We start from the raw sequence: 25,654 nt of genomic DNA on the forward strand, positions 1-25,654 counted from the left end.
TGACTCGGCGAAGAGGAGTGAAGGAGTATGGCAAGACCATTTCAACGTATTCATATCATCGTAATGGACTCAGTCGGCATCGGTGAAGCACCAGATGCCAAAGACTTTAACGACGAAGGTTCACATACGCTCAAACATACATTAGAAGGCTTCAATCAAACGTTACCCGCGTTAGAACGTTTAGGCTTAGGTAATATTGATGATCTACCAGTGGTCAAGCGTGTTGAAGACCCACAAGCGTACTATACAAAACTGAGCGAAGCGTCAGTAGGTAAAGATACGATGACAGGACATTGGGAAATAATGGGACTGAATATTCACAAGCCATTCAAAGTTTATCCGAATGGCTTCCCAGATGAACTTATCGAACAAATTGAATCGGTGACAGGACGCAAAGTAGTCGCTAACCGTCCAGCATCAGGCACACAAATTATCGATGAGTGGGGCGAGCATCAGATGAAAACAGGCGATTTGATCGTCTATACATCGGCGGATCCAGTTTTACAAATTGCAGCACATGAAGATATTATTCCACTCGAAGAACTGTATGATATTTGTGAAAAAGTACGTGAGATGACAAAAGATCCGAAATATTTGATCGGTCGGATTATTGCACGACCATACGTCGGGGAGCCTGGCAATTTTACCCGCACAAGCAACCGTCATGACTATGCGCTAAAGCCATTCGGCAAAACAGTGATGAACACATTAAAAGATGAAGGCTACGATGTGATTGCGATCGGTAAAATTAATGACATCTTTGATGGAGAAGGCGTGACACAAGCGGTTCGTACGAAGAATAATATGGACGGCATGGATCAACTCATGAAAGTCGTTGAGCAAGACTTTACAGGGATGAGCTTTTTAAATCTCGTTGATTTCGATGCGTTGTATGGACATCGTCGTGACAAACCAGGGTATGCGCAAGCCATTAAAGACTTTGATGAGCGCTTACCGGACTTGCTTGAAGCATTGCATGAAGATGACTTACTCATCATTACAGCTGATCACGGTAACGATCCAACAGCAGAAGGAACAGATCATACACGTGAGTACATTCCAGTCTTAATGTACAGTCCAAAATTCAACGGAGGTCAAGCGCTGGAAGGTGATACGACCTTTAGTTCGATCGGTGCGACCATTGCGGACAACTTTGGCGTAACATTACCTGACTATGGCCGCAGTTATTTAAAAGCATTAAAATAACATAGCTTGACTATAAGAGATTAGGGTTCAGAGCTCTAATCTCTTTTTATGTGATAAGCGCAAACACATGCACAATTTGAAGAAGTATCCTATAGTTACGAAGAATGCGGATGACGCAACATATTGAAAAGGATTGTTTTGGTGAATAAGGCGATTGATGCGATTAAAATGGGTTTATTACTGTGTTGGTGTATTTGGCTATGCGATAAATCTATTCTGTAATTTTGGAGCTAGTCGTTTATTTTTATTTGGAAATGCCAAAAAATGGAAGTGTACGCTTAATGCAAATTGTATATATTGTATAATATAGGCGTCTATATATGAATGAAGTGAGGTGAGTTTTATGATTGGAAGACAAATACAACTGGTTCAATTTTTTTTAAAACAACAAAGTGCCTATTTAACGTCTGATGAAATTTCGAAAAAACTTCAAGTTTCAAACCGTACAGCGCGCAGTGATATTCAAGTGATTAATCAATTGTTTTTAAAAGATGTAATCGTGAGTGTACCTGCGAAAGGATACCAATTCAATCTGAAGCGATATGATATTGAAACGATAGCATCCCAGTTAGAACATCATCTTCAGCGAGATGCAAAGTTATTAGTTGCAGTAGGTTATCATTTGTTGATGTCAAATGAGGTCAGTACCATTCAAGACATCGTACAGCACTTTAACTTCACTAAAAAAGAAGCCATGGACTATGTAGAACGAATTCAAGCTTGGTGTGAAACATTTCATATTAAATTGATGATAAAGCAACGAAAGGGGATTGTGGTAGAGGGAAGTAAGACTCACCTCACTAATGCGATTTTGCATTTGAATCAATTGGCCGGAGACTCACATCATGTGGAGACGCTGATTTTGAATGAGTTACCTAAAGCCCATGTCCAAACGATAAGACACCTTTTAAAACAGCAATTAGATGAATATGACATGAGATATGCATCGATACAAATAGAACAGTTACTGATACATTTAATTTTACTCATCAAACGTCCACAACAAAAGGGCGATACGTTATTTATCAATACGAAAGCGAAACAAATTGCACATGATGTCATCCAAGCAGTGAATACGAAATTAGGCTATCATCTCACTGAAGACACTGTGACGTTGTTTTCATTTTTAATAGGGTATCATTTTAATCAGTTTGATTTAGGCTTCCAGAAGCATTTTATTGAAAGTTATGTCAATCGATTAATTGAAGATGTTGAAAAAAGAGTAGAGATGTCGTTTTCACACGATGCACTATTACAAGAAAATCTGTATTCGCATTTTAGTCGAACATATTTGAGAGTTACACAGTCTATGTCTTTAATGAATCCTTTAACACAAGATATTAAAGCAAGGTATCCATTTTTGTTTAATATGATTTATGAATCGATTCAACATTTGGCACAATATACAGAAATTGTTTTGTCAGAAGATGAGATCGCTTTTTTAACGATACACTTTCAAGCAGCGGTTGAACGATTTGATGTTCAAACGGTGCGCGTTGCGATTGGGTGTTATTACGGATTAGGTGTATCCCAATTGTTAGAAACGAAAATAGCACAAATGAATCAAAATATTCGAGTGGTTGATACGTTTAAGTATAATGAGATAAAGCACTATGATTGGAATCACATCGATGTTTTAATTACGACACATGATGTGGAAAGGGATTCTATCCCAAGTCATGTTGACGTCTTAAAAGTATCACCATTTTTTTCAGAGGAAGATCAACAGCGATTGTTGGAGAGATTACGCAATCAACTTCAAAAGCATAAAGGTTATGAGATAGATCGGGTGAAGTTACATGTTGTTTCAACTGATGAGTCATTCAGGCGTTTGTCAGATGTTTTTGAAATGGCACAAGACATTTTAAATACGTATCAAGCGATTCATACATCTTATATGGAGACAGCGCTTGAGCGTGAACGTATGGCGTCAACGTATATTGGTCAAGGCATCGCAATTCCACATGGTGACCCTGATAAAGTGGCGCAATCCTATGTCTTGATATTTAGGAGCAGGAGAGGGATTTATTGGAAAACAGATAGAGCGCATCTTATTATTTTTCTTGCTATTGCAGATACAGAAATACAACAAACGCGTCATATTATGCAAACTATTGCAAAGATGGATAAACAAGACGTCGAGTCCTTTTTAGAAATGGATGATCATCAATTCGAAAAACATATGTCAAACCTGTTAAGAGATAATTGCCACTAGTAGCGGTAATTATCTTTTTTTATTACATTTGAAAGCGATTACAATGAAGGTGAGGAGTGTGAGAAAACATGAAAATAGTAGCAGTAACGTCTTGTCCAAACGGAATTGCACATACGTATATGGCTCAAGAAAAACTTGAGCAAGCTGCACAAAAGTTGGGAGTCACTATTAAAGTTGAAACGCAAGGTGGTGTCGGCGCTGAGAATGTTTTAACTGCAAAAGATATAAAAGAGGCAGATGGGGTCATCATTGCAGCCGACCGTCAAGTGGATCTGTCACGTTTTGATGAAAAACGGCTTATCAACGTCAATGTGCGAGAAGGGATTCATCATCCTGAGACATTAATTCAACGTATCATCGATCAAGATGCGTCAATTTATCATTCAAAAAATGTAAGTAAAGAGACACGCACTGAAGAAGCGCAAAAAAGTGGTATACAAATGGTCTATCAACATTTGATGAATGGTGTATCATTTATGGTCCCCTTTATCGTTGTAGGTGGATTGCTGATTGCCATTGCCTTAACGCTTGGTGGAGAACCGACAGAACAAGGTTTAAAAATTGCAGATGGCACATTCTGGAAGTCTATTGAAGATATCGGAGCGTTGTCATTTAGTTTTATGGTGCCGATTTTAGCAGGCTATATTGCCTATAGTATAGCAGACAAACCGGGACTTGTACCTGGTATGATTGGAGGAGCTATTGCCGCAGATGGCAGCTTTTACGGGAGTGAAGCTGGTGCCGGATTTTTAGGTGGTATTGTAGCAGGATTTATCGCAGGTTATGTTGCAAAATGGATTAAAAATGTCAAAGTGCCTAAAGCGATGGCGCCGATTATGCCTATCATCATTATTCCTATTTTAGCTTCTTTAGTTATAGGATTGATTTTTATATTTATTATTGGAGGTCCTATATCAAGTATTTTCGTTGCGTTAACAGCGTGGCTTAAAGGAATGCAAGGTGCTAATATTGTGATTTTAGCGCTGATTATTGGGGCTATGATAGCCTTTGATATGGGTGGGCCAGTGAACAAGGTTGCATTTTTATTTGGTGCAGCACTTATTGCAGAAGGAAATTATGCCGTTATGGGAATGGTTGCAGTTGCAGTATGTACGCCGCCTATTGGATTAGGGATTGCTACAATGATTCAGAAGCGTAAATTTAATGTATCCGAACAAGAGATGGGAAAAGCCTCATTTACGATGGGATTGTTTGGGATTACTGAAGGGGCAATACCATTTGCTGCACAAGACCCACTACGTATCATTCCAGCCAATATGATTGGTGCGATGGTTGCAGCAGTGATAGCAGCATTGTCAGGTGTCGGTGATCGAGTGGCACATGGAGGTCCGATTGTAGCTGTACTAGGTGGTATTGATCAAGTGCTATGGTTCTTTGTTGCAGTCATAGTAGGTAGTTTGGTTACAACAGCAACAGTCCTGTTATTCAAAAAGACAGCGCCTACTGCAGTGATACAAGGTATAGGAGGTCAAAAGTTAGCAACAGATGAGATGGAAGAGACAGGTCAAACACATTCTGAAACAGTGTCGTCTCAAGTAGAAAGAAAAACAGATGACGTTTTTCACCTTGAAACCATTGAATTAATAGAAAAGCCAATGAATCGAGATGAGGCGATTGATCATTTATTACATCAACTTGAAACACATCGCTACATTAGAGATTTCAATACAGTCAAATCAGCTATTTTAAAACGTGAAGCAGAGTCTACAACAGCGATTGGTATGAATGTTGCAATCCCCCATGCCAAGTCAGATACAGTCACAGAACCCGTTGTAGCAGTATTACAAAACAAAATAGGTGTCAATTGGGAGAGTTTAGATGGTACAGCACCTCAAATCATCTTTTTAATTGCTGTACCAACCAAAAGTAACGACACACATTTAAAACTATTACAACGATTATCGCGTCAATTAATGGATGATGCGACACGAGAAAACTTGATAACAGCTGATTCTAAAGACGATATTTATGACATATTAAAAGAAATATAAAGGATGATCGCAAATGGTATTATTTTTAAAACCAGTCTTTCAAGAACGAATATGGGGAGGTACAGCACTACGTCAATTTGGCTATGATATTCCAAATGAAAGAACAGGAGAGTGTTGGGCGATATCAGCACATCCTAATGGCCCTAACATTATAGAAAATGGTCCACATCAAGGTGAAACATTGGATGTGGTTTGGCACAAAGACCGAGCTTTATTTGGCAATGATGCACGTGAAGCATTCCCCTTATTGACGAAAATTTTAGATGCCAATGACAAACTTTCTGTACAAGTTCATCCGGATGATGACTATGCACGTAAACATGAAGGTGAATATGGCAAAACTGAGTGTTGGTACATTTTAGATGCGAAAGAAGATGCGGAGATTATCTATGGGGTGAATGTTGAGCATTATGATGATTTGAATCGTTTGATTGACTCAAATCGATTTGATGATTTATTTAAGAAAGTCAAAGTAAAAACAGGGGACTTTTTCTATGTACCCGCCGGCACTGTGCATGCTATTGGAGAAGGGATACTCATCCTTGAAACACAACAATCTTCAGATACTACTTATCGTATTTATGATTACGATCGAACAGATCAAAATGGGAAAAAGCGTGAATTACATTTAGCACAGAGTAAGGACGTCATTGATATAAAGACCTCGAATCCCAACACTCAACCCGTACATGACAGACGTGACGGACATCGTCATACGCAATTTGTATCGAATGCCTTTTTTACGGTGGAAAAGTGGGAGATTGATGGACAACTTGATTTTGAAAAGCCGCATGATTATTGTTTGGTGTCAGTTATTGAAGGAACAGGTCGTTTAATTGTGAATGGCAACATATATGAAGTGAATAAAGGGCGTCACTTTATATTAACGACTGATGATCAAGATATACAATTTGAAGGCACACTGACTTGTATCGTGAGCTATTCTTAGTTCAAAGCGTATTGGGATAGCATAGCAACAAACTCAACAATCTTGATAGACGGTGTTTCGCATGCAGAGTTTTCGGCATAACTTCGCAATTCTTCAAAATTTGAGGAACAATTTTTTGAATTGCTCGAGTTATGCTCAAACTCTAAGCGCAAGCTCAACAACCTTGATAGACGGTGTTTCGATTGCTGACTTCTCAACAGAACTACACAGCTACACAAAATTTTGAGGGTTGGTTCTTGAACTTGTCTTGTGGGAAGTGATAAACGGTGTCCCAAAAGCAGGATTTTCGGCAGAACACCATAGCTCAGCAAAATTAAAAAACAATTTTGTTCGCTATGAGGTTCTGCTCAAATCCTAAGCGCTTTTGTCCCAACCTCCACACTCAACAACCTTTTTTCCCTTTCCTCGATGTAATGAGGAAGGGGATTTTTGACTACTATAGTATATTAAAATGTTACTGATATACACTTATGGTTGTGCGAGTGGCTCAAAAAGAAGATATGTTATAATGAAAGCGATTTATATATGAATTAAGATATATCGATTTAACGTAGGATAAACACATCAAAATAAACTGTAAAGGGTGGTAAGATGATTGCCAAGGTTACACATTTACATAAAACGTTAAATGGTCGAGAGATTATTAAAGATATTTCTTTTACACTCGAAAAGGGGACGATTCATGCGATTTTAGGGCCTAATGGTGTAGGTAAAACGACCACAATACGGTTGTTAACAGGGTTACTAAAGCCTTCTGAGGGTGCGATACAAGTGTTTGATATGGAAACGACAGATCCCCATTTCGACGGTATTCGCCAGTATATTGGTGTTCAAAATGATGGGAACCTTTATGAAAGTTTAACGATACGAGAGAACTTAGAGATATGGGCACAATTTTACAACATGACAAAAATGGATAGCGAAAACCGTATGAATGAGTTGTTGGCGCACTTTAATCTATTGGATCGAAAAGAGAGTAAGGTCGGATCATTGAGTAAAGGGATGAAACAAAAAGTTGCGATTATTCGAGCGTTGTTACATCACCCACAGCTATTAATTTTAGACGAGCCTACATCTGGATTGGATCCATCTGCTTCAGAGGATTTGATTGCCATTTTGCAACATTTTGTAAAGCATGAAGGCATGACTATTTTTATGTGTACGCATCAATTACAAGGTTTGGAACAGATTGCAGATCATCTATTGATTATGTATGATGGGCGCTTCATTGCGTCAGGTCAAGCGTCGGGATTACTAAGAGAAGAATGGCCTGAGACGTCATTTGATATACGTACAGTCGATGCACATGCGACATTAAAAGTGATGAAAGAAAAGTTAGCCATTGATGCTCAATTGCATAGTGAGGACGGCCAATTGGTACGTGCTACAGTACCAGAACGGGGAATGATTTCACGTGTGATTGAAGCGCTTGTGCAACACCATATCGATATTATAACGGTGACAGAAGTGAAGCATACGATTAAAGAACTATATTTTAAAAAAATAGGAGAGGTTCAAAATGCTAAAGCTTAGAAATGTCATGACCATTGTTAGAAAAGATTTGCTCGAAGCGAAAAATGATCAAGGTGCACTCGTCTCAATTATTGTTGTTCCTTTCATTTTGGCTGTAATGCTTCCAATACTCGTCGTTCTAGGAGGTACAAGTCATGTACTTGTTCATTTAATTGGAGGTCTAAATGCATTTATCGAGCAACTTCCAAAACAAGCTTTACCATCAGGTTTGAGTCGTAATGATGCGATTGGGTATGCCATTTTGATGTATTTCTTTGTTCCATTTTTCTTACTTATTCCAGTGATGATTGCAACTATTTTAGCGAGCTCGAGCTTTACAGGTGAAAAAGAGCGTAAGACTATTGAAGGCTTATTGTATACGCCGATTACCAACCAAGAGTTAATGCTCGGCAAAATATTAGCTTCAGCTATTCCGTCTATACTCGTGACTTGGATTGCGATGCTTGTTTACGGTATTATTGTCGATATTTATAGTGTAAATGTAATGAATCAAATTATTTTTCCTAACTTCAACTGGATTGTAATCGCAGTTTGCATCATTCCGTTAATTACATTTTTAGCTATTTCACTAATAGTCTCTATTTCACACCGGGTGAAAACGAGTAAATCAGCACAATCTATTTCAGTGTTGCTAATTTTGCCCATTATGGGTTTTTTAACTTCACAATCGAGTGGGATTTTTTTATTCGGCATCAATGTCTCCCTTATTTTAGTCGTCGTGCTTATTATCATTGATATACTCGTATATATGTTTATCGTCAAAACGTTTAATCGAGATGTATTTATCACTCGAACGTAATAGCGTGAAGTGAAAAGGGGTTCACAGTTGCAACGTTTGTTGTATTTTCAATTGAATGATGGGGAAACATGGGGGATCAATATAGGATTTTCGACAGAACTTGGCGAATCTTCAGTATGCAAAGCAAATTGAATCGCTTGAGTTCTGTTGAGAATCCTTATTTGTATCATTTATTTGAAATTTATGATTTGTCATTAAGTGCTTCAATGACTGCCACCATATCATCATGAATGACTAAATCAGCTTGATGATCATAAGGTGTCGGTGTTTGATTGATGATGACTAAGTTTTGACCGTTAAAGTTAGAAATCAAGCCAGCTGCGGGTTGGACAACAAGTGAAGACCCAAGTACGACTAGTGTATCAGCATTCGTTATTTTATACAGTGCATTCATAATTGTACCTTGATCTAGCATCTCGCCATATAGAACGATATCTGGTCGAATAGGGCTATTACAATTGTCGCAGCGATAAAGTTTTCGTTTAATAACTTCAGCTTTAGTATACGTTTGCGCACAATCTAAACAATAAAAGCGATTTAACGTACCATGTAATTCGTCTACATTGAGACTTCCTGCATCTGAATGTAAGCCATCAATATTTTGGGTGACAACACCGAGAGAACGGCCTTCATTTTCAAGGTGTGCAATCCACTGATGGACAGGATTAGGTTTTTTATCTGCAAATAATAGATATTGGTGGCAAAAATCCATAAAACCTTTTGGGTCAACATTTAAGTAATCGGAACTTAAAATATATTCAGGTGAATAGCCACTTTTTGAAATTTCGTCATTGAGACCTCCAACAGAACGGAAATCTGGAATGCCACTTGCTACAGATATACCAGCGCCAGTAAAAAAGGTTATACGTTCTGATGATTCGATGATGTTTTTGAGTTGTTGAATATTATGATTCAAAACGCTCACTCCATTTGAAAATAATGAGAAGTATTAATATGATATATACTATTATTTTAGGTTTTAAGTACGTTTTACGCAAATACCTTAAAATGATGTCATTTATTAATTAATAATCACTTCAGAAAAGCGGTGCTACATTTGATACACTATGATATATATAGTCGAATTGAAGGTGGAATTGTAATGTATCGAAAAGTGATTATTACTATAGGTTTATGCTTTCTACTAGGAGGGTGTTTGGGAGATAATAGAGATAGTCATGTGCCAACAGATCGCTATGATGGGGAAGTACAAAAGAATAAAAAGCATGTAAAAAAAGTGGCTAAGGGTGTGACATATATTGATGGTATACTTATAGTCAATAAACAAATTGAACTTCCAAAAACGTTCAATCCTGGTGAAAACCAGACCGCAAAAAGTGCGTTACAAACGCTTTTGAAGGATGCTAATCAAGAAGGATATCATTTATCAATGGCAAGCGGTTATAGAAGTTATGAATTACAAGAACAGCTGTTTAATGATTATGTTGAACGAGATGGCAAAGCGAAAGCAATGACATATAGTGCGCTTCCTGGTCATTCTGAGCACCAATCTGGATTGGCCTTTGATATTGTTTCTGAAAATACGGACACCAATTTTACTGAAGCATTTGGAGAAACTGAAGCGGGTCAGTGGATAGAAAGGCATGCGTCTGACTACGGCTTTATCATTCGTTATCCAAAAGGGAAGTCGGATATCACAGGATACCAATACGAACCTTGGCATCTGAGATATGTAGGTCAATCCGTTGCGCAAAAAATAAAGTACGACAATACAACGCTAGAAGAGTATTTAGGTTTATATGCTAATACATCAAAAGATGAATAAGGAGGTGTTTGATATGAAGTCTAAATTAATCAATATCCTTGCGATTGGCATAATGATTTTGATGATTATTTCTCCTGATAGCGAGGGGGCACAGGCGTCTAGCTTGGACAGAGAAATCAACACTATATTAAACAAACAAAAGCTAGAATCAGTAATGATTACAACGCAATCTGGTCAAATTTTGTATCAGCACTGTCCAGACTTTGAAACGGATCCCGCCTCTTTGACTAAAATGATGACCATTTATTTAACATTAGATGCGGTCAAAGCAAACAAAATCAAACTGAATGATAGGATTAAAATTACGCCGACTTACGAAAAAATCTCTACAATGCCATCACTATCCAATATACCTTTACACACGGGTCAATCGTATACCGTTGAGCAGCTCATTTTACAAACGTTATTAGAATCTAGTAATGTAGCCACTCTGATTTTGGGTGATTATATTGCGGGAGCATCATCAGATTTCACGAATCAAATGAATACAAAAGCGAAACATATAGGGATGACACATACATATTTTGTAAATCCAACAGGTGCAAGCAATGCATTGCTTCAAAATTTTGCGCCATCTCATTACAATCCAAAAGGGCGTACACATACAACAGCAGCAGATATGTCACAATTAGTGCATCACTTAATTGAAGTACATCCAGAAGTATTAAAATATAGCTCTATAACGACAGATAAACAGTATGGACAAAAGCTTAAGAACAAAAATCAATCGCTCAAAGGACAACCTCATGCATTAAGAGGAACGGATGGGCTTAAAACAGGTACAAGTGATAAAGGGTATAGTTTGGCTTTAACGAGGAAGGTCAATCATTTACGTTTGAATGAAATTGTACTGAATGTGCAGCCGTATTCAAGTGAGAAAGCTAAACAAAACTTATATCATATCGCAAATCAGGCGATGATAAAGGCATATGAACAATATGAATATCGAAAAGTCATCTCAAAAGGAAAGCAAGAAATTAATGGAAAACTGTATGATGTCAAAAAAGACTTATATGACGTCGTACCTAAAGGTGAAAAGTTAAAATATATTGTGACAGATGACAATAAAGTACATGTTGACTACCGTCGTACATTTATCAAAAATACAACCGCTCCGAGTGTGACAGTTGAAAAGAAAAATATAATTGAAGCCTTTTTTTATCGATTCAATCATTAAGGTATCAAATAAGACTTTGCTTGAGAAAGAACCATTTTTGAATTGTACGAGTGATGCTCGAAGTCAAAGCGTAAACGCAACAACCTTGTGATAGACGGTGTTTCGCAAGTAGGATTCTCGACAGAATATCATGACTCGGCAAAATTTGGGGAACAATTTTGCTCGTCATTCCATTCTGCTTGAATCCTGAGCACTTGTTCAACAACCTTGATAGACGGTGTTTCGCATGCAGAGTTTTCGGCATAACTTCGCAATTCTTCAAAATTTGAGGAACAATTTTTTGAATTGCTCGAGTTATGCTCAAACTCTAAGCGCAAGCTCAACAACCTTGATGAACGGTGTTTCGCAAGTAGGATTCTCGACAGAATGTCATGACTCGGCAAAATTTGGGGAACAATTTTGCTCGTCATTCCATTCTGCTTGAATCCTGACCACTTGCTCAACAACCTTGTTTTCAATTGTTTTTGGTGTAAAATGGGTATTCTTTTGTGTTTGCATCTCCTTTTAAGATGGCGCGATTGACGTAAATGGTCTCATCGTTCCACTTAATGGTTGCTTCACCACGTAAATAGATTTGATTGTCGTCTCCTATTGTCACTTCGGTGTGATCATGGTGTTCGTTTGGGGCGCCGTCTTTTCGATTATAGGTTAAAGCGCCACTTGGACATAGTTCGACTACACGTGCAATTGTATCAGCATCTGATTGGCTTGGGTCTACCCATGGTCGTTTGCTTGTATCAAAAACTGAAGGTAAATTTTTAACACATTCAGCTGCGTGGATGCATCGTTTCGGTTCAAAGAATACATCAATATCGTTACCAGTGTATTGTTTAGCCAAAGTTCTCAATCCTCCTTAATCAACTGTATCTCAAAAATAGCACAACAATTTGTTTTTAAAAAGAATTGTGAACTGGTATAAAAAATAAATCTAAATCCATCAAGTGTAAAGTTAAGGGTTATATATAATTCGCTTCGGTGTCTTCTCTAAAAACGCAATATAGCTGTCTAAATGAATGGTGTCATCTACAAAAATAATACGTCCACCCTCACGACTGTTATTGGCTTTCATATGATGCAAACGATGATAGCCAAGAGGGGTGGCATAATAACCTGTTGTATATGATAAGTCATCTGAAATACATAGCTCGCCTTTGACATGTGAATGATGACTAATGCATGTCGCAATTGCAAGCGCATCTTGGACTCGTTCACTTAACGCTGAGGTGCTATGATTTTCAAATGCAAAGTGTGTGACTCTAACGCCTCGCTCTTTTGTAGAGTCTAAGCGACGACCTGTCTTAGCACATAATATAATGGCCCCACGGTAATTGATCTCATTTTGAATATAATGGCGCCCTTTGTTAAGTGCTGCACGAGAGACACCACTTTGTTGAATGAGCGTATTCAACGTGTGATTTTCGTATATATTAAGTGCATTGAGTGTTTGAATAGGTTGTGTGACTTTTTCAATTTTTAAATTTAAAAAATCGACCTCACCATTTTCGTGAAAAAATCCTTTTTTGAAATAGTTTTGAATAGTTTTTTCAATATCTTTCATATCACATATCGTTTCAGCACCACTAATGTGAGAAGTGTTTTGACTAGATCGCATTTTAACACTATACATATTTGACCTCCTTCATCGTATCAATCATTGCTTTAAACAATGTATCGATATCATCTTTGTCATGAAAATAGGACAAGGAAATACGGAGTGTGGGGTTCTGAACAGTTGGGTAACGTAAGTAACTGACGAATAACTTTTGATTATAGAGTCTACGATAAATGCGCTCGGCGTCATGCAGCGACTCAAAAACGATATTTTTAATGGGTGACATGGAAATCGACTGATTCGGAAAATATATTTGAAGTTGTCGATTAAAGTAATCACTCAATCCGAAGAGCTTCTTCCGTCTTGTGTCGGCGTGTTGTATATATTCAAATCGATGTTGGATAAAGTATAGTTGATATGTTGGTAGGCCACTCGTATAAATGAGTGATCGTCCTTTATTAATGATGAGTTCCTTGACTGTATGACTACATAATATAGCGCCGCCATGTGCACCCCAAGCTTTTGATAAGCTTGAGGTCACTATGTCAATCTCAGTGTAGTGTTCTAAAGTATGAAGTCCTAAACCATGTGAGTCATCAATAATCAACCATGCATCATAACGTTTTTTGAGTTCGATTAAGCGCTGAAGGTTGGCTATACTGCCATCTGTTGAAAAAATACTATCTGAAACAATGACTTTAGGCATGTCAACACATTGATACAGTGCTAAGTGTTCTTCTAGTTCGTCATAATCTAGGTGTTTGAATATCACTTTTTCGATACTGCTTAGTTTGATGCCATCAATCAAACTGGCGTGATTCTTTTGATCTGAAAATACTAAGATATTTTGGTCTTTGAGGCTATTAAATACTGCCAAATTGGCGTCGTAACCACTATTTAATAAGATGCACGCTTCAAAGCCTAGCCATTGACTGATACGAGATTCTAACGAGTGATAGACACTAGAATTGCCACTAATAAGTCTAGAACTAGAGAGATGATGACCATATTGATTAAGAAATCTAGCATAATCTTGAGGGTCAAAATCGAGTTGCCCAAGCCCTAAATAATCATTTGATGTAAAATTAATATAATGTTGCCCTTCGATTGTCAGCCATTTACCAGAGATGGATTCGATATTAATCAATTGACGATATAATCCTTTTTCTTTTAAATCTGTCAAAGTTTGCTCTAAATTCATATTGTCAATCTCCCTTATCGATTTGAGTGATTCTTGTCTAAAACGTCTTTTAAAGCGCGTTTGAAAATTTTAACCATCTTTTTAATTTCCTTATTTGACATACTTAGTACTGGAACGAAAGTAATGACATTTTCTAAATTTCGAATCATCAGTCCATAATCTTTACAAAGACGAATAATGCCTTCAACTGTAGGGATGTCTAATGGTGTTTTCGACTCTTGGTCTTGAACGAGTTCAACGCCGAACATTAAGCCGCGCCCTCTGACGTCACCAACATTGGGATGTCCTTTAAGTTCAGAAAGTTTTGTCTCAAGAGTGCGGGAAGTCTTCTGGATGTGTGGTAGCAGTCTGTCCTCTTCATATAAGCGAATATTTTCCAGCGCTACTGAACACACAATTTGGTTTCCTGTATAAGTATGACCATGGAAAAAGGTGTTCACACCATGTGAATCACTTAGGAAAGCATTGTAAATTTCTTGAGATGTGAGTGTCGCTGCTAAAGGTAAATAGCCACCTGTAATGGCTTTGCCGAGGCACATAATATCTGGCTGAACATCCTCGTGTTGGCATGCAAACATCTCACCCGTTCGCCCGAATCCAACTGCGACTTCATCACAAATAAGTAAAACATTGTACTTTCGACATAATTGTTCTACTGCTTTTAAAAAGCCAGGCGGGTGCACGAACAATCCTGTTGCACCTTGAATGAGTGGCTCTAATATAAAGCCTGCCACCTCATCATTTTGTTCTGATAAAATCGTTTCAATACGCTCTAAAATATGAGCAAGCATCTCTTTTTCGTCTTTATAATGACTACGGTAAAGCGAAGGACTTTCAAGTTGAATGTTTTCAAAGATTAAGTGTTTGAAAATTTTATGAAATGTATCGATGCCTCCTACACTGACAGCGCCAATCGTATCTCCATGGTATCCATGTTTCAGTGTCAAAAACTTATTTTTATGCGCATATTTTTGAGGGTTAATATTTTTCCAATATTGATATGCCATCTTAATCGCAATCTCCACAGAGGCACTACCTGTATCTGAGTAAAATACCTTCTGTAAACGATCCGGTGTTATTTGAATCAGTTTTTCTGCTAATTCAATTGAAGGGATATTTGAAGACCCTAGTAGCGTTGAGTGTGCGATTTGATTCAGTTGTTTGTGAATCGCTTTATTGAGCTTTTTGTTTCGGTGTCCGTGAACATTGACCCATAAAGAAGCATAGCCGTCCAAGTATTTGTTGCCCTTCGTGTCATAGAGGTAACTACCGCGTCCTTTTTCGATGATAATAGGTTCATCTTTCGTATAAACACCCATTTGTGTGAATGGATGCCACACGTATGTATGATCTTTTTTGGTTAATTGTTGTGTTTTACTCATGATTTTGTCCTCCTAATATCTGTTGAATAAACGTATTTGAAAAATCTTCAGGCTTGCCCTCTTTTTTAAATGTAAAGACGGGTTCATTTGTAAATTTTTCAATTGTCGTGTGATTGTCTTGTTCCAGTGCAGTATTCGTAAATTGATTCATCAAAAGTATGTGTGGGGGTAGGTTCATATGTTTTAAATAGTGATGGTGAACGATAGCATCACTAATTGCGCCAAGTTGAGATGGCAAGACACTGATGACCTTGTCCGCTGTATCTTTGATGAGATCGGTGGTCATATAAAAGTGTGATTCATATTCGTAAATCGGCACCGCAATCCCACCAGCCCCTTCAATCAACACGAAATCAAATGTCCTATCAAGTAGTGCCAAACGGTTTAACACTTTGTTGATATCAAAGGGTTGGTCCGGCTCTCTCTTAAACGCGAGATGGGGTGATACAGGATCTTTGAAGGTATAAAGGGATGTGAGTTGATACGTCAACTGACATTCATTGCGATATACTTCTAAATCAGGATAGGTACCATCTGGAAGCATCTCTGTTTGAAAGGGTTTGAAAATACAGACGTTATATCCTTCACTTGTTAAACGCTTGAATAAGTTCTGAGTGACGTAGGTTTTCCCTATATCTGTATTGGTACTTGTTATAAATAATTTCATCATAGACCATCCTTGCATCATAAAAATTATCACTTTCTGTATTAATGATAAGGGCAAGGGGTTATCATTGTAAACCATTATAATCTATAAGTTTACAATATGTTTATTAGTGCGATAAGCTGTATTTGTAATGTGAATTGCAAAGGGGTTAAAAGATTTATATTAAGGTTTAACAGAAGTTAAAAAATGTTTACTATAAATATAAGGGTAGATAAGTTAGGGGGATTATGATGACAGAGATATGTATATTAGAAATTAGTGATGTGCATGGCTATTGGTATCCAACAGATTACCGTAAACGTCACCAAGATATGCCAATGGGATTGTTTCAATTACAATCATTACTGAATCAAGAAAAAGCGAATCATCCTCATACGTTGCTTGTGGATAATGGTGATTTTATACAGGGGTCGCCGTTATGTTATTATTTAGCGCGCATGAAAGATTATCAGACCTTCACTGATATATACAATCGAATAGGTATAGATGTCGGTGTATTAGGCAATCACGAATTTAACTATGGATTAAGTTATTTGGAAAACATCATCAATGGGCTGAATTATCCGGTGCTCTCTGCGAATATCCTTAAAGGCAATCAGCCATTTACAGGAGATGGTGTTGCTTGGTTTGAATTTGAAGGTGTATCACTAGCTGTGATTGGCTTGACAACTTCAAACATTCCGATATGGGAAAAGCCAGAATATATTGAAGGGCTAACTTTTAATGATGCTGTGAAGACACTTGAAGAGCGTTTGTCTAAAGTGACAAAACAAGCAGACGTTATTGTGGTAAGCTACCATGGTGGCTTTGAAAAAGATTTGCAAACAGGAGAAGCGACAGAAGCGTTAACGGGTGAAAATGTGGGATATGAGCTGCTGACACAATTTCCTGAAATCGATGTGTTACTCACAGGACATCAACATCGCCGAATTGCGACAACGATGAATGGAACGGCGGTTATACAGCCCGGTGCTAAAGGAAGTACGTATGGCAAGGTGATACTTGATTATCATTCTGAGACAGAAAAGGTCTCAATACGTCAAACGACTTTAGTTGATGTGCCAGAGTCTATGCCTGAAGTAGTATTGTCGCAAGAGGATATGGCGTTAAAGCATAAAGTTGAAGACTGGTTAGAAGAGCGCATTGCCTATGTGGAAACGTCGATGATTGTGAACGATCCTTTTGAAGCACGTCGTTCACCCCACCCGTTTACCAATTTACTCAATTTGATTCAAATGGATTTGAGTGGCGCAGAGATTAGTTGTACAGCATTATTTGATAGTGGGAACGGATTTGAAGGAGACGTGACAATGCGAGATGTGATTGCTAATTATCCATTTCCTAATACTTTTAACGTTTTAGCGTTGACGGGTCAAGATATTAAAGATGCTTTAGAGGTGAATGCAACTTATTTTGAAGTTGTAGACGGTCAATTAACGGTTGCCAAACCATTTTTAGAACCTAAGCCTCAACATTACAACTACGATATATACAGTGGGATTACATATCATTATGATATTTCAAAGCCTATCCATCAACGCGTGGTTGAACTTAAATATCGAGGACAACCCATGAAAATGGATGACACCTTTCATGTTGTTATGAATAACTATAGAGCAGGTGGTGGCGGAGGGTACTCGATGTTTTCAGCAGATAAAATCATTAAGGATATTCCTGTCGAAGGGGCTCAAATGATAATAGATTATTTCAAAGCGCATCCGTATCTTGAAGTTCCAAATGTAACAGATTTTCAAGTGAAGTATTCATAATCGAATCAGCATGATGGATAGAGGATCCATTACCGGTATGCTAAATTTTTAATTAAAAGGACACCGTTGATTTGGCATTGCAGACGATGTCGGTATTATTTTGATTGGTTTAGTGTTGATATAAAAGTAAGATGATTTGTACCCATATGAACTTGAGGGGGGCGCTTTATGAAAAGATATAATATTCCAAGGTGTCTTCTAAAGTGATACAATAGACGTATCGCACTGTAGTTAAAAAGGATGGATTTATATGATGCGCAAGGCTGTTGAGTGATGTTTATGCTCATTGCCTAACAAGATGATTCAGCGTAAAAATGTATCCATGAGATGAGAAACCAAAGTAACTAAGGCATCAGATTGTAGTACGACATAAATTAAAACATGTAAAAGCACACTTGAAATGGTTGGAAAGGCTTCAGGCGATGACACCATACATGAAGTGTGTTTTTTGTTTGAAATGATGAGTGTGTAGGCGCATCTACTATTTAATCTTAAGCAAAGGACTGACTTTTATGTTAAGTATTAAAAATTTAACGAAAGTTTATGAAGGTGGGAAGAAAGCTGTCGATAATATGAATATTGACATCGAATCAGGTGAATTTGTCGCTTTTATCGGTACGAGTGGAAGCGGTAAAACAACGGCACTTCGTATGATTAACCGGATGATTGAAGCGACAGAAGGCGAAATTGTAATTGACGGCAAAAATGTACGTCATATGAACCCTGTTGAGTTAAGACGAAGTATCGGATATGTGATACAACAAATCGGGTTGATGCCACATATGACAGTAAAGGAGAATATTGTTCTCGTTCCTAAATTATTAAAATGGTCTCAAGAGAAAAAAGACCAAAAAGCGAAAGAACTCATTCAACTTGTGGATTTACCAGAATCTTATTTAGATCAATATCCATCACAATTATCGGGAGGGCAACAACAGCGAATTGGTGTTGTTCGTGCCTTAGCAGCGGAACAAGATATTATTTTAATGGATGAACCGTTTGGCGCATTAGATCCTATTACAAGAGATACCTTGCAAGATCTCGTCAAAAAATTACAAAAGCAGTTAGGTAAAACCTTTATTTTTGTGACACATGACATGGATGAAGCGATTAAACTAGCAGATAAAATATGCATTATGTCAAATGGACGTGTGATTCAGTATGATACGCCTGATAATATTTTAAGACATCCTGCAAATGATTTTGTGAGAGACTTTATTGGACAAAACCGCTTGATACAAGACCGACCGAATATTCGAACGGTTGAAGACGCTATGATTAAACCTGTAACGGTCAATATTGACCACAGTTTAAATGATGCTGTAGCGATTATGAGAGACCGACGAGTGGATACTATTTTTGTGATTGATCACCATGACCAATTATTGGGCTATTTAGATATTGAAGACATTAATCAAGGTTTACGTTCGCGGCAGTTATTAATTGATACGATGCAACGTGATATTTACACGGTACGTATTGATAGTAAGTTGCAAGATTCTGTACGGACGATTTTAAAACGGAATATACGGAATGTGCCAGTTGTGGCAAGCGATAATAAAACGTTAGTGGGACTAGTGACGCGTGCGAATTTAGTTGATATTGTGTATGACAGCATATGGGGAGAAGCAGATGAGGCACCATTAGAAGAAACAACAGTATCGCATCAATCTACAGGAGATGATGCATCATGATGAATTACTTACGAGAAAATGGTACTGAACTTCTGTGGAAAGCGTTAGAGCATTTGTATATTTCGGTTATCGCGCTCATTATTGCCATTATCGTTGCAGTGCCATTAGGGTTACTCATTTCAAGAGTCGAACGACTATCAAAAATTGCACTCACAGTCGCAGGCATTTTACAAACGATTCCTACTTTGGCAGTGTTAGCGCTCATGATTCCTTTATTTGGAGTGGGGAAAACGCCTGCTATTGTTGCATTATTTATGTATGTCTTACTGCCGATTTTAAACAACACCGTAATTGGGCTTCAAAATATCGATCCAAATGTGAAAGAAGCTGGGAGAAGTATGGGAATGACTCATTTTCAACTCACAAAAGATGTGGAGTTGCCGTTGTCTTTGCCTCTTATTTTAAGCGGTATTCGACTATCATCGGTTTACGTGATTAGTTGGGCTACGCTTGCAAGTTATGTTGGTGCAGGTGGATTAGGTGACTTTATCTTCAATGGTTTGAACTTGTATAAGCCAGAGATGATTATTAGTGCAGCAGTATTAGTCACGCTAATTGCATTACTTGTGGACTTTGGTTTATCACGTATTGAGCATTGGGTCTTACCCAAAGGTTTAAAAGTTTCCAGATAATGAGAAGGAGGACATTATGAAAAGGATTAAAAAAAGTTTAATTGTTGTAATAGTGTGTCTAACGGTATTATCTGGATGTAGTTTACCAGGGTTAAACAATAGTCATTCAGATGGTGACGTGAGCATTACTGCATTAGCAACGAGCGAATCACAAATATTATCACACATGTTAAGGCTATTAATTGAACATGATACAAACGGTGAAGTTAAACCCACATTGATTAATAATTTGGGATCAAGTGTTATACAGCATAATGCAATTGAAAGTGGAGATGCTAACATATCGGGTGTTCGATACACGGGTACAGAGTTAACGGGTGCACTGAATCAAGATCCTATTAAAGATCCGAAACGTGCGATGACGGTTGTACAAAGCGAATTTGATCAGCAATTTGATCAAACCTTTTTTGACTCATATGGCTTTGATAATACGTATGCATTAATGGTGACAAAAGATACAGCAGAAAAGTATCACTTAAAAACGGTGTCAGATTTAAAAGCGCATGCCAATGAACTTAGAGTAGGGATGGATAGTTCTTGGATGAGTCGTGAAGGAGACGGTTACAAAGCATTCCAAAAAGACTACGATTTGAGTTTTGGTACGGTTAGACCTATGCAAATCGGACTTGTTTATGATGCGTTAGACTCAGGCAGCTTAGACGTTGCAGTGGGCTATTCAACGGACGGGCGCATTGCCGCTTATGATTTGGTTGTTTTAGATGACGATCATCAGTTTTTTCCACCCTATGATGCCAGTCCGCTTGTTACAAATGCGTTACTGAAAGAACATCCTGATTTAAAACCAATTATAGAAAAGTTAGAAGGTCAAATTTCAACAGAAGAGATGCAAAAGTTGAATTATCAAGCTGATGGTCAAGGTCAAGAGCCAGCCATTGTGGCACAACAATTTTTAGAAAAACATAACTACTTCGATAAGAGGGATACTAGGCATACTAAAGGGGGTCAAGGTGAATGAAGGGAAATCTCTTTCAACAGCTTATTGAATATTTTCAAACCAATGCGGGTTATCTATGGGAATTATTCTTAAATCATTTGCTGATGTCAGTATATGGCGTATTGTTTGCGGCTATTATTGGGATTCCAATAGGGATCATCATTGCCAGATATAGTAAGTTATCAGGTGCAATGATAACGATTGCCAATATCATTCAAACTGTACCTGTCATCGCAATGCTTGCTATTTTAATGTTAGGCATGGGACTTGGCATGAATACAGTCATCTTTACAGTGTTTTTATACGCATTGTTGCCTATTATTAAAAACACCTATACAGGCATTACAGGTGTCGATAAAAATATTATTGATGCTGGAAAAGGAATGGGCATGACGCGGAATCAGATTCTACGTATGATTGAGTTACCATTGTCATTGTCTGTCATTATTGGGGGGCTTCGCATTGCGTTAGTTGTTGCAATTGGCGTTGTTGCAGTAGGGTCTTTTATCGGTGCACCGACGTTAGGAGATATTATTATTCGCGGCACGAATGCAACTGATGGAACGTTGTTTATTTTAGCTGGTGCGCTCCCTATCGTTGTCATCGTTGTTATTGTTGATATTCTCTTACGGATACTTGAAAAACGATTAGATCCTTCAAACCGCAAGACCATTCAATCATCATAAGGAGTTGTTGTACATGGCTGTGATGCATATGAATTATATGTCCAAAACAATTGGCATGCATCAATCATTTGTAGTGATATTACCAGAGGATACAACCTATTTTGATACATCTAAAACACCCAAACGGTTAAAGTCATTATTATTACTGCACGGATTATCAAGTGATGCAACATCTTATTTGCGTTATACGAGTATCGAACGCTATGCAAATGAGCATCAACTAGCGGTTATTATGCCCAATGCCGCTCACAGCTTTTATACGAATATGAAGCATGGTCATCGATACTATGATTATGTTTTAGAAGTTTGGGACTATGTCCATCAAATTTTACCTTTATCAGCAGCGCGTGAAGATCATTTGATTGCAGGTCATTCTATGGGCGGTTATGGGGCGCTCAAGTTTGCATTAACACAAAGCGAACGATTTGCCAAAGTAGCACCATTGTCAGCTGTTTATGATGTCCATTTGTTAAAGCATTACGAATGGTATGATTTTTCGTTTGACGATGTTGTAGATGTTGATGACGAAGACGCATTCAAAACCTTTAGTCCATATCATCTTGTCGAAGCGGCATTAAAAGAGGGGCGTGACATTCCAGAGCTATTCATCATGTGTGGCACAGAAGACGAGCTTTATCAAGATCATATTCGTTTTACGCAATTTTTAACAGAAAAGCAAATTCCATACACTTTTTTGGCAAGCGAAGGGAAACATGATTATGCGTATTGGGACAAAGCCATCCAAATCGTAATTGAACGGTTGACGTCATAAATCATCTGAGCATGACACCTGACTATAGGGTGAGTAAGCCATGTATACAAATAGACTGATAAAAGATAAACGATGAGTTAAAAATATATTAAAAATGGTATTGTCATATGAGGATGCTTTATGTATAATGAAAACGGTTAATTAAATAGCGTGTTACTGTTTAATGCAGGCATGAGCAAATTGAAACCATATTCTGTGATGGTTCTATTTGTTCATGTCTTTTTATATTGAGAGGAGTGTTTATAGCGATGTTTAAAAAGTTTTTTGGCCAATTACAACGAATTGGTAAAGCGTTAATGTTACCAGTAGCCATTTTACCAGCAGCTGGTATTTTGCTCGCACTTGGGAATGCGATGCACAATGATCAATTAGTGCAATTAGCGCCTTGGTTGAAACATGAAGTATTCGTCATGATTTCATCAATTATGGAATCTGCCGGACAAGTTGTGTTTGATAACTTGCCGCTTTTATTTGCAGTCGGTACAGCATTAGGTTTAGCAGGTGGAGATGGTGTTGCAGCGCTTGCAGCATTAGTAGGATATTTAATTATGAATGCCACAATGGGTAAAGTCATGAATATTACAATTGATCAAATTTACTCATATGCAGACGGTGCGTCAGCATTAAGCCAAGCCGAAAAGTTACCACAGCACGCCCTGATTTTAGGGATACCGACACTTCAAACCGGGGTGTTTGGAGGTATCATCATGGGTGCACTTGCAGCATGGTGTTATAACAAATTCTATAATATTACGTTGCCACAATTTTTAGGATTCTTTGCAGGGAAACGATTTGTCCCTATCGTAACATCAGTGGTTGCAATTATTGCAGGGGTGATTTTAAGCTTTATTTGGCCACCTATTCAAGATGGACTGAATGGTTTATCAAACTTCTTATTGAATAAAAACTTAGTCTTAACGACATTTATTTTCGGTGTGATTGAACGTGCATTAATTCCATTTGGATTACACCATATCTTCTATGCGCCATTCTGGTTTGAGTTTGGCAGTTATGTCAACCATGCGGGCGAGCTTGTTCGTGGTGACCAGCGTATTTGGATGGCTCAGATGAAAGATGGTGTCGCATTTACTGCTGGTGCATTTACAACTGGTAAATACCCATTCATGATGTTTGGTTTACCGGCGGCGGCTTTTGCGATTTATCGTCAAGCGCGTCCCGAACGTAAAAAAGTAGTTGCAGGTTTGATGTTATCAGCAGGATTAACTTCATTCTTAACTGGTATTACAGAGCCTTTAGAGTTTTCATTCTTATTCGTAGCGCCTATTTTATATGTTGCACACGTATTTTTAGCAGGTACATCATTCTTAGTGATGCACTTATTAGATGTTAAAATCGGGATGACATTCTCAGGTGGCTTCATTGATTATGTCTTATATGGTTTATTAAACTGGGACCGTACTAATGCTTTACTTGTGATTCCAGTAGGTATTGTTTATGCATTGATTTACTATTTCTTATTTACATTCTTAATCAAGCGTATGAACTTAAAAACACCAGGTCGTGAAGATAAAGCAACTGAAGCACGTGAAACGTCAGTGCAACGTTTGCCGTTTGATGTATTAGACGCAATGGGTGGTAAAGAGAACATTAAGCATTTAGATGCTTGTATCACAAGATTACGTGTTGAAGTCAATGACAAGTCAAAAGTAGACGTCAATGGACTGAAGGAGCTCGGAGCTGCTGGAGTACTTGAAGTCGGAAATAATATGCAAGCTATCTTTGGACCGAAGTCTGACCAAATCAAACATGATATGGCGCGTATTATGTCAGGCGAAATTACAAAACCGAGCGAAACGACAACAACAGATTCAGTTGAAGATAATGTTGTACACGTTGATGGTGAAAGAGCGATTACTGTAGCTGCACCAGGTGAAGGTGAAATTATTCCATTAGCTGAAGTACCAGATCAAGTTTTCTCAGGTAAGTTAATGGGAGACGGCGTTGGATTTATTCCACATAACGGTGAAATCGTTGCGCCATTTAACGGTGTGGTTAAAACTATCTTCCCTACAAAACATGCCATTGGCTTAGAATCAACAGATGGATTGGAATTATTAATCCATATTGGTATCGATACAGTGAAGTTAGAAGGTAAAGGATTTGAAGCGCTCGTTAATGTTGATGATGAAGTGATTGAAGGCCAACCATTAATGAAGGTTGACTTGGATTATATTAAAGAGAATGCACCAAGTATTGTGACACCACTCATTGTGACGAACTTAGAAGATCGTACAATTGAATTTGAAGATGTACAAAAGGTCGATAAAGGATACAAAATCTTTACAGTCAAATAATTAAAGTCAGTTAAGCGTTCGGGACATAACCCCCAAAATAATAGCGTAGAGATGATTCATGATTGAATCACCTCTATGCTTTTCTTTTAGGCTCTCAGTTAAATTGGACTGGTCGCATTAAATTAAGGCGTTATGCAATAATGGATTGCTTAACGCCTTTTTCGTTGTGTGATCATAAAGTCTTGAACATTAATGCCTCTTTTAATACAACATAAATCAGTAAAATCGAGTTGGTAAAACACACTTTATAACTTAGGGGTGTGAATAAATATAGCACATTTGATTGATTACTAAGCCGAGACTTCTGAGGCATCTTGCCGTAACCGAAAATCCATTTTAAGATTGGGTGAGT

At 37.8% G+C, this 25,654-nt stretch carries 21 protein-coding genes; 15 read left to right on the forward strand and 6 right to left on the reverse strand.

All coding sequences use genetic code 11. The features are described 5' to 3' along the window. Nucleotides 1-27 precede the first annotated feature (27 nt). From deoB to C7J90_RS03505, 6 genes are all read left to right on the forward strand, one after another. Complete coding sequence (gene deoB, locus C7J90_RS03480) at nt 28-1,206, forward strand: phosphopentomutase (RefSeq protein ID WP_106465088.1); 1,179 nt, start codon at nt 28-30, stop codon at nt 1,204-1,206. A 343-nt stretch (nt 1,207-1,549) separates the two neighbouring features. Continuing rightward, nucleotides 1,550-3,421, forward strand: coding sequence for a BglG family transcription antiterminator (locus C7J90_RS03485; RefSeq protein WP_103209581.1), 1,872 nt, complete (start codon nt 1,550-1,552; stop codon nt 3,419-3,421). A 68-nt stretch (nt 3,422-3,489) separates the two neighbouring features. Beyond that, complete coding sequence (locus C7J90_RS03490; protein WP_103209579.1) at nt 3,490-5,433, forward strand: fructose-specific PTS transporter subunit EIIC; 1,944 nt, start codon at nt 3,490-3,492, stop codon at nt 5,431-5,433. Nucleotides 5,434-5,446: 13 nt separating this feature from the next. Beyond that, nucleotides 5,447-6,382 carry a mannose-6-phosphate isomerase, class I gene (gene manA / locus C7J90_RS03495; protein WP_103209577.1) on the forward strand — a complete coding sequence of 312 codons (936 nt, stop codon included), beginning with the start codon at nt 5,447-5,449 and terminating at the stop codon, nt 6,380-6,382. Between the two features lie 591 nt (nt 6,383-6,973). Further along, on the forward strand, nt 6,974-7,915 hold the full coding sequence (locus C7J90_RS03500) for an ABC transporter ATP-binding protein (RefSeq protein ID WP_103209470.1): 942 nt from the start codon (nt 6,974-6,976) through the stop codon (nt 7,913-7,915). Then, nucleotides 7,902-8,714, forward strand: a complete 813-nt coding sequence (locus C7J90_RS03505) for an ABC transporter permease subunit (RefSeq protein WP_103209471.1) — start codon at nt 7,902-7,904, stop codon at nt 8,712-8,714. Before C7J90_RS03500 ends, C7J90_RS03505 begins: the two co-directional genes overlap by 14 nt. Before the next feature lie 181 nt (nt 8,715-8,895). Here the strand turns inward: C7J90_RS03505 and C7J90_RS03510 are convergent, their stop codons facing one another. Continuing rightward, complete coding sequence (locus C7J90_RS03510; protein ID WP_174688355.1) at nt 8,896-9,630, reverse strand: NAD-dependent protein deacylase; 735 nt, start codon at nt 9,628-9,630, stop codon at nt 8,896-8,898. Between the two features lie 186 nt (nt 9,631-9,816). On the opposite strand from C7J90_RS03510, the gene C7J90_RS03515 reads away from it, so the two are divergent. Together C7J90_RS03515 and C7J90_RS03520 are read left to right on the forward strand one after the other, a co-directional pair. Further along, the gene (locus C7J90_RS03515; RefSeq protein ID WP_103209476.1) at nt 9,817-10,500 is read left to right on the forward strand and encodes a M15 family metallopeptidase; all 684 of its coding nucleotides are present in this window, start codon (nt 9,817-9,819) and stop codon (nt 10,498-10,500) included. 13 nt (nt 10,501-10,513) lie between these two features. Further along, nucleotides 10,514-11,677, forward strand: a complete 1,164-nt coding sequence (locus C7J90_RS03520) for a DUF1958 domain-containing protein (protein ID WP_158701894.1) — start codon at nt 10,514-10,516, stop codon at nt 11,675-11,677. 454 nt (nt 11,678-12,131) lie between these two features. On the opposite strand, the gene C7J90_RS03525 is transcribed toward C7J90_RS03520, so the two are convergent. The 5 genes from C7J90_RS03525 to bioD all read right to left on the reverse strand — a co-directional run bounded on the left by C7J90_RS03525 (nt 12,132) and on the right by bioD (nt 16,479). Continuing rightward, nucleotides 12,132-12,515 (reverse strand): (4Fe-4S)-binding protein, encoded by a 384-nt coding sequence (locus C7J90_RS03525; protein ID WP_103208416.1) that lies wholly within the window; start codon nt 12,513-12,515, stop codon nt 12,132-12,134. A gap of 111 nt (nt 12,516-12,626) precedes the next feature. Next, nucleotides 12,627-13,304 (reverse strand): 6-carboxyhexanoate--CoA ligase, encoded by a 678-nt coding sequence (locus C7J90_RS03530; RefSeq protein ID WP_103208418.1) that lies wholly within the window; start codon nt 13,302-13,304, stop codon nt 12,627-12,629. Beyond that, nucleotides 13,297-14,430, reverse strand: a complete 1,134-nt coding sequence (locus C7J90_RS03535; protein WP_103208420.1) for an aminotransferase class I/II-fold pyridoxal phosphate-dependent enzyme — start codon at nt 14,428-14,430, stop codon at nt 13,297-13,299. Before C7J90_RS03535 ends, C7J90_RS03530 begins: the two co-directional genes overlap by 8 nt. A 14-nt stretch (nt 14,431-14,444) precedes the next feature. After that, nucleotides 14,445-15,812 (reverse strand): adenosylmethionine--8-amino-7-oxononanoate transaminase, encoded by a 1,368-nt coding sequence (gene bioA / locus C7J90_RS03540; protein WP_103208422.1) that lies wholly within the window; start codon nt 15,810-15,812, stop codon nt 14,445-14,447. Next, complete coding sequence (gene bioD, locus C7J90_RS03545) at nt 15,805-16,479, reverse strand: dethiobiotin synthase (protein ID WP_103208424.1); 675 nt, start codon at nt 16,477-16,479, stop codon at nt 15,805-15,807. Before bioD ends, bioA begins: the two co-directional genes overlap by 8 nt. 230 nt (nt 16,480-16,709) lie before the next feature. Here bioD and C7J90_RS03550 point away from each other — a divergent pair, with 230 nt between their 5' ends. The 7 genes from C7J90_RS03550 (at nt 16,710) to ptsG (ending at nt 25,302) form a co-directional block, all read left to right on the forward strand. Next, the gene (locus tag C7J90_RS03550; RefSeq protein WP_103208426.1) at nt 16,710-18,248 is read left to right on the forward strand and encodes a bifunctional metallophosphatase/5'-nucleotidase; all 1,539 of its coding nucleotides are present in this window, start codon (nt 16,710-16,712) and stop codon (nt 18,246-18,248) included. A gap of 512 nt (nt 18,249-18,760) precedes the next feature. Then, nucleotides 18,761-19,942 carry a betaine/proline/choline family ABC transporter ATP-binding protein gene (locus tag C7J90_RS03555; protein ID WP_103208427.1) on the forward strand — a complete coding sequence of 394 codons (1,182 nt, stop codon included), beginning with the start codon at nt 18,761-18,763 and terminating at the stop codon, nt 19,940-19,942. Next, nucleotides 19,939-20,574, forward strand: coding sequence for an ABC transporter permease (locus tag C7J90_RS03560; RefSeq protein WP_103208429.1), 636 nt, complete (start codon nt 19,939-19,941; stop codon nt 20,572-20,574). Before C7J90_RS03555 ends, C7J90_RS03560 begins: the two co-directional genes overlap by 4 nt. A gap of 16 nt (nt 20,575-20,590) precedes the next feature. Next, nucleotides 20,591-21,550, forward strand: coding sequence for an osmoprotectant ABC transporter substrate-binding protein (locus C7J90_RS03565; protein WP_103208431.1), 960 nt, complete (start codon nt 20,591-20,593; stop codon nt 21,548-21,550). Beyond that, nucleotides 21,547-22,215, forward strand: a complete 669-nt coding sequence (locus tag C7J90_RS03570) for an ABC transporter permease (RefSeq protein WP_103208433.1) — start codon at nt 21,547-21,549, stop codon at nt 22,213-22,215. Before C7J90_RS03565 ends, C7J90_RS03570 begins: the two co-directional genes overlap by 4 nt. A 13-nt stretch (nt 22,216-22,228) precedes the next feature. Beyond that, the gene (locus C7J90_RS03575) at nt 22,229-22,987 is read left to right on the forward strand and encodes an alpha/beta hydrolase (protein WP_103208434.1); all 759 of its coding nucleotides are present in this window, start codon (nt 22,229-22,231) and stop codon (nt 22,985-22,987) included. A gap of 248 nt (nt 22,988-23,235) precedes the next feature. Next, a complete protein-coding gene (gene ptsG, locus C7J90_RS03580; protein ID WP_103208436.1) occupies nt 23,236-25,302 on the forward strand; it encodes a glucose-specific PTS transporter subunit IIBC in 2,067 nt (688 codons plus the stop codon). The last annotated feature ends 352 nt before the right edge of the window (nt 25,303-25,654 follow it).

The organism is Staphylococcus felis, assembly GCF_003012915.1.
Lineage (GTDB): Bacteria > Bacillota > Bacilli > Staphylococcales > Staphylococcaceae > Staphylococcus > Staphylococcus felis.

What these genes read in the sequence shown, in the direction of transcription:
- deoB (WP_106465088.1), top strand. Translation starts at nt 28, where the DNA reads ATGGCAAGACCATTTCAACGTATTCATATCATCGTAATGGACTCAGTC.
- C7J90_RS03485 (WP_103209581.1), top strand. Translation starts at nt 1,550, where the DNA reads ATGATTGGAAGACAAATACAACTGGTTCAATTTTTTTTAAAACAACAA.
- C7J90_RS03490 (WP_103209579.1), top strand. Translation starts at nt 3,490, where the DNA reads ATGAAAATAGTAGCAGTAACGTCTTGTCCAAACGGAATTGCACATACG.
- manA (WP_103209577.1), top strand. Translation starts at nt 5,447, where the DNA reads ATGGTATTATTTTTAAAACCAGTCTTTCAAGAACGAATATGGGGAGGT.
- C7J90_RS03500 (WP_103209470.1), top strand. Translation starts at nt 6,974, where the DNA reads ATGATTGCCAAGGTTACACATTTACATAAAACGTTAAATGGTCGAGAG.
- C7J90_RS03505 (WP_103209471.1), top strand. Translation starts at nt 7,902, where the DNA reads ATGCTAAAGCTTAGAAATGTCATGACCATTGTTAGAAAAGATTTGCTC.
- C7J90_RS03515 (WP_103209476.1), top strand. Translation starts at nt 9,817, where the DNA reads ATGTATCGAAAAGTGATTATTACTATAGGTTTATGCTTTCTACTAGGA.
- C7J90_RS03520 (WP_158701894.1), top strand. Translation starts at nt 10,514, where the DNA reads ATGAAGTCTAAATTAATCAATATCCTTGCGATTGGCATAATGATTTTG.
- C7J90_RS03530 (WP_103208418.1), bottom strand. Translation starts at nt 13,304, where the DNA reads ATGTATAGTGTTAAAATGCGATCTAGTCAAAACACTTCTCACATTAGT.
- C7J90_RS03535 (WP_103208420.1), bottom strand. Translation starts at nt 14,430, where the DNA reads ATGAATTTAGAGCAAACTTTGACAGATTTAAAAGAAAAAGGATTATAT.
- bioA (WP_103208422.1), bottom strand. Translation starts at nt 15,812, where the DNA reads ATGAGTAAAACACAACAATTAACCAAAAAAGATCATACATACGTGTGG.
- bioD (WP_103208424.1), bottom strand. Translation starts at nt 16,479, where the DNA reads ATGAAATTATTTATAACAAGTACCAATACAGATATAGGGAAAACCTAC.
- C7J90_RS03550 (WP_103208426.1), top strand. Translation starts at nt 16,710, where the DNA reads ATGACAGAGATATGTATATTAGAAATTAGTGATGTGCATGGCTATTGG.
- C7J90_RS03555 (WP_103208427.1), top strand. Translation starts at nt 18,761, where the DNA reads ATGTTAAGTATTAAAAATTTAACGAAAGTTTATGAAGGTGGGAAGAAA.
- C7J90_RS03560 (WP_103208429.1), top strand. Translation starts at nt 19,939, where the DNA reads ATGATGAATTACTTACGAGAAAATGGTACTGAACTTCTGTGGAAAGCG.
- C7J90_RS03565 (WP_103208431.1), top strand. Translation starts at nt 20,591, where the DNA reads ATGAAAAGGATTAAAAAAAGTTTAATTGTTGTAATAGTGTGTCTAACG.
- C7J90_RS03570 (WP_103208433.1), top strand. Translation starts at nt 21,547, where the DNA reads ATGAAGGGAAATCTCTTTCAACAGCTTATTGAATATTTTCAAACCAAT.
- C7J90_RS03575 (WP_103208434.1), top strand. Translation starts at nt 22,229, where the DNA reads ATGGCTGTGATGCATATGAATTATATGTCCAAAACAATTGGCATGCAT.
- ptsG (WP_103208436.1), top strand. Translation starts at nt 23,236, where the DNA reads ATGTTTAAAAAGTTTTTTGGCCAATTACAACGAATTGGTAAAGCGTTA.